Source organism: Streptomyces sp. LS1784, assembly GCF_020103755.1.
In the GTDB taxonomy this organism is placed as follows: domain Bacteria; phylum Actinomycetota; class Actinomycetes; order Streptomycetales; family Streptomycetaceae; genus Kitasatospora.
This window is the reverse complement of the sequence record NZ_JAHSQD010000623.1, coordinates 1-4,547: the sequence shown is the minus strand read 5'-3', so window position 1 is coordinate 4,547 and position 4,547 is coordinate 1. Positions and strand designations below refer to the sequence as shown.

4 protein-coding genes are annotated in these 4,547 nt (G+C 72.3%); all 4 read left to right on the top strand.

Annotation, left to right across the window (positions count from 1 at the left end):
- Positions 1–255: 255 nt before the first annotated feature.
- On the top strand, positions 256–405 hold the full coding sequence (locus tag KS423_RS39175) for a hypothetical protein (protein ID WP_224284500.1): 150 nt from the start codon (positions 256–258) through the stop codon (positions 403–405).
- 121 nt (positions 406–526) lie between these two features.
- The gene (locus KS423_RS39170) at positions 527–790 is read left to right on the top strand and encodes a hypothetical protein (protein ID WP_224284499.1); all 264 of its coding nucleotides are present in this window, start codon (positions 527–529) and stop codon (positions 788–790) included.
- A gap of 83 nt (positions 791–873) precedes the next feature.
- Positions 874–2,319 (top strand): NADP-dependent phosphogluconate dehydrogenase, encoded by a 1,446-nt coding sequence (gene gndA, locus KS423_RS39165; RefSeq protein WP_224284498.1) that lies wholly within the window; start codon positions 874–876, stop codon positions 2,317–2,319.
- Between the two features lie 287 nt (positions 2,320–2,606).
- Positions 2,607–4,547: amino acid permease (locus KS423_RS39160; RefSeq protein ID WP_224284497.1), on the top strand; the 1,941-nt coding region annotated here is incomplete at its 3' end.

The following is a 4,547-nucleotide window of genomic DNA, read 5'->3' as shown; positions in this document are numbered from 1 at the left end:
AGGGGCGGGCTGCACGACCGGCCAACGCGCTGAGCTGCGCAGATGTCGCGGCCGGGCTCGCGGGCGGCGTCGACAAGCGGCCACTATCGTCCGTCGTGGACCTTTTTCAGTGTGAGTGGGCTCACGGTTTATGTCATGGTTTGTCCGGTTTGTCGGTCACTGAACGGACTGCCGCCGATGCTCTGAGTGCAGACGATTCCCCCGGACCGAGACCCGCGTCACACGCGCGACCACTCCCCCGGCACAGCCGGCTCGATGCGCTCGCGCCCGGGCCGGGAAACCGGCGCCGACGAAGAGCCGGACGACCTCGCGTTCGGGCAGAAGGCGGGCGTGGCACCTGCCGAGGAGGCCGCTGCCCCCGGCAGTGACACGCCGGACCCGCTCGTCCCGGCCCGCGGCTCGTGACGGGTCCCGCTCCCCCGTGTCCCGCTTCCGTCCGGGTGCGGAAACCTCGGGCCTCGGCAGAATCGATGTGTGGGGGACGGCCCCGGCTGCGCCGCGGGTGCCTACGCGAGAGGACCATGCCATGCCCGACTTCCACCCGAAGCACGATCACCTGATCGTCAAGCCGATCGGGGGCCCGACCCCGCAGGACCCGGTGACGTGGAAGGGCGAGGTGGTGGCGGTAGGGCCCGGCCGACAGCTGGGGAGCGGCAAGCCGCACCCGGTGGACGTCAAGGTCGGCGAGAAGATCCTCTTCAACAGGCTCTCCGGGTCGGAGATCACGGTGGAGGGGCAGGAGTACGTCGAGCTTCCCGAGGACGAGGTCCTCGCGCTCTCCGCGGAGTAGGGACAGGGCGGCGGGCGTACCCGGCACCCGACGTCTTCGATACCGACAGCCCCAGGCCCCCGAGACCTTTGGAGATCCCCGTCATGACCGAGCAGTCACCTGCCCGGATCGGCGTCACCGGACTGGCCGTGATGGGCCGCAACCTGGCCAGGAACTTCGCCCGCCACGGATACCGCGTGGCTGTGCACAACCGCACGCAGGCGCGGACCACGGCGCTGCTGGAGGAGTTCGGGCACGAGGGCGAGTTCGTGGCCGCCGGGACCACGGAGGAGTTCGTCGCGGCCCTGGAACGCCCCCGTCTGATCGTGATCATGGTCAAGGCCGGGGCGCCGACCGACGCGGTCATCGACGAGCTGGTGCCGCTGCTCGACGAGGGCGACGTGGTGGTGGACGGCGGGAACGCGCACTTCCTCGACACCAGGAGGCGGGAGGCGGCCCTGCGGGAACGCGGACTGCACTTCGTGGGCAGCGGGATCTCCGGCGGAGAGCAGGGCGCGCTGGAGGGGCCGAGCATCATGCCCGGCGGCACACCGGAGGCCTACCGGGTCCTGGGGCCGTTGCTGGAGGACATCGCGGCCAAGGTCGACGGCAAGCCCTGCTGCACCCATGTCGGACCGGACGGCGCCGGTCACTTCGTCAAGATGGTCCACAACGGGATCGAGTACGCCGACATGCAGCTCATCGCCGAGGCGTACGACCTGCTGCGGCACGGATCGGGACTGCAGCCCGACGCAATCGCCGAGGTCTTCCGGACCTGGAACGCCGGGCGCCTGGAGTCCTACCTGATCGAGACCACCGCCGAGATCCTCGCCCACACCGACGCGGCGACCGGGAAGCCCTTCGTCGACGTCGTGCTGGACCAGGCCGAGCAGAAGGGCACCGGCCGCTGGACGGTCCAGAGCGCGCTGGAGCTCGGCGTGCCCGTGAGCGGGATCGCCGAGGCGGTCTTCGCCCGGGCGCTGTCCGGCAGCGTGGCGCTCCGGCAGGCCGGGCGGGGGCTGCCCGGCCCCACCGAGACGTGGCTCGACAGCGCGGCGGCGGACCGGTTCGCGGACGACGTCGAGCAGGCTCTGTACGCCTCCAAGATGGTGGCCTACGCCCAGGGCTTCAACCAGATCCAGGCCGGCAGCGCGGAGTACTCCTGGCAGATCGACCCCGGTGAGATGGCCGCGATCTGGCGCGGCGGCTGCATCATCCGGGCCCGGTTCCTGGACCGGATCCGGGCCGCGTACGAGGCGGAGCGGGAGCTTCCCACGCTGCTGACCGACGCGCACTTCCGGGAGGCGCTCGGCTCCGCGCAGTCGGCCTGGCGACGGGTCGTCTCGGTGGCGGCCCAGCTGGGGGTGCCCGCCGCCGGCTTCGCAACCGCGCTCGCCTACTACGACAGCCTGCGGGCGGAGCGTCTTCCGGCCGCACTGGTGCAGGGACAGCGGGACTTCTTCGGCGCGCACACCTACCGCCGGGTCGACCGGGACGGGATCTTCCACACCCGCTGGGAGGCCGAGGGCCGCCCGGAGGAACAGCGCTGACACACCCCTCGACTGGTCCAGAGGACCGTCGACGATCTGATCGACGCCATGCTCGCCGGCCCCGGGCCGGTGGACCTCGTCCAGGCGTTCGCGCTGCCCGTGCCGTCGCTGGTGATCTGCGCGCTGCTCGGCCCCGTCCGGCGCGTGACCCGGCCCAGGAATCGCACATCCGGGCCGTGGCCCGCCCGCCTCGCCGCGCCGCGAGCCCGTCTGGCGGCCCTCCCGGCGGGCGGGGAGAATGGTGATCGCAAGGCTTGCCGCCGCGAGACGCGGAGTGGGTAACTGGTGTGAAGAGCTCCCCTCGCCCCGCCGAGTCCGCCACGCCGCTCGCACCCGGGCCCGGCCCTGGTGAGAAGGGGCTCAGATCGGGCGCCCTGGGGCTGTTCTCGTCGGTGGCGATCGGGATCTCCTCGACCGCGCCGGCGTACAGCTTGGCGGCGACGCTCGGAGTGATCGTGGCCGGGGTGGGACTGCAGGCCCCCATCATCACCATGCTGGCGTTCGTGCCGATGCTGCTGATCGCGTACGCCTACCGGGAGCTGAACTCCGTCGACGCCGACTGCGGGACGACCTTCACCTGGGCCACCCGCGCATTCGGCCCACGGGCCGGCTGGATGGGCGGCTGGGGCCTGATCGTCGCCGACGTGATCGCGATGGCGAACCTGGCCGAGATCGCCGGCATCTACGGCTTCCGGCTGGTCGGGCTGGAGTCGCTGGCGACCAGCCGGGTGTGGACCACCGTGGCCGGGGTGGTCTGGATCGCCCTGATGACCGCGGTCTGCTACGTGGGCATCGAGGTGTCGGCGGCCGTGCAGCGCTGGCTGCTCTGCCTGGAGGTCGCGGTCCTGCTGCTTCTCGCCGTCACCGCCCTGGTCAAGGTCTACACCGGCGGCCCGCCGACCGCGGCGCACGTCTCCGCCTCCTGGTTCAATCCGCTGAACGTCCCCTCCCCCCAAGCGCTGACCACCGGGGTGCTCGCCGCGGTGTTCATCTACTGGGGGTGGGACACCGCGCTCACCGTCAACGAGGAGACCGCGGACAGCCGGCACACCCCCGGGCGGGCCGCCGTGCTGTCCACCGTGCTGCTGCTGGTCATCTACGGTCTGGTCGCCACCTCGGCGCAGGCCTTCGCCGGGGTCGGCACCACGGGCATCGGGCTGGCCAACCCGGACAACTCCGGAGACGTGCTCTCCGGCCTCGGCGGGGCGGTGTTCGGCACCGCCGGGCTCGGCCACGCGCTCACCAAACTGCTGATCCTGATGGTGCTGACCTCGGCGGTCGCCTCCACCCAGACCACCATCCTGCCGACCGCCCGCACCGTCTTCTCGATGGCCGCACACAAGACCGTGCCGTCCGGCTTCGCCCGGCTGCACCGCCGGTTCCTGACCCCGACCTGGTCGACCGTCGGCATGGGGCTGGTGTCGATCGCCTTCCTGGTGCTGCTCACCTCCGTCAGCCACAACGTACTGGCCGACTCCATCGGCTCGGTGGGCCTGGCGATCGCCTTCTACTACGGCCTGACCGGCTTCGCCTGCGTCTGGTACTACCGCCGGGTACTCACCCGCAGCCGCCGGGACCTGCTGTTCAAGGGCGTGCTGCCCGGGATCGGCGGGCTGATCATGCTGTTCCTGTTCTGCTACGCGGCCTTCCACGTCTACGCCGCCCCCGGCTACGGCGCGACCTCCGTCCGGCTGCCACTGCTCGGCCAGGTCGGCGGGGTGACCGTACTGGGGCTGGGCGCGCTGCTGATCGGCGCGGCGCTGATGCCGGTGGTCACCCGGGAGCACACCGCTGCGCTGCGGCTGCAACGCAGCCTGCTGCCGCATCGGCTGCCGGCGCTGAGCGCGGTCGAGTCGGCCAGCCGCTACCTGCCGGCCGACACCCGCTCCGGGGTCGGCGGGGACTGGTACGACGTCATCCCGCTGTCCGGCAGCCGGGTCGGCCTGGTGGTCGGCGAGGTGCTCGGCCACGGCCTGCGGGCCGCCGCCGCGATGGGCCGGCTGCGGGTCGGCGTCCGGGTGCTGGCCCGGATGGACCTGGATCCGGACGAACTGCTCGCCCGCCTGGACGACGTGGTGCGCGAGGAGGGCGGCCCGGGCAGCCCCCGCGGCGGCGTGACCTGCCTGTACGCGGTGTACGACCCGGTCGACGGCCGGTGCAGCCTGGCCCGGGCAGGCCACGCGCCGCCCGTCGTGGCCGACCCGGCAGGCGGCGTCCGCTACGCGGAG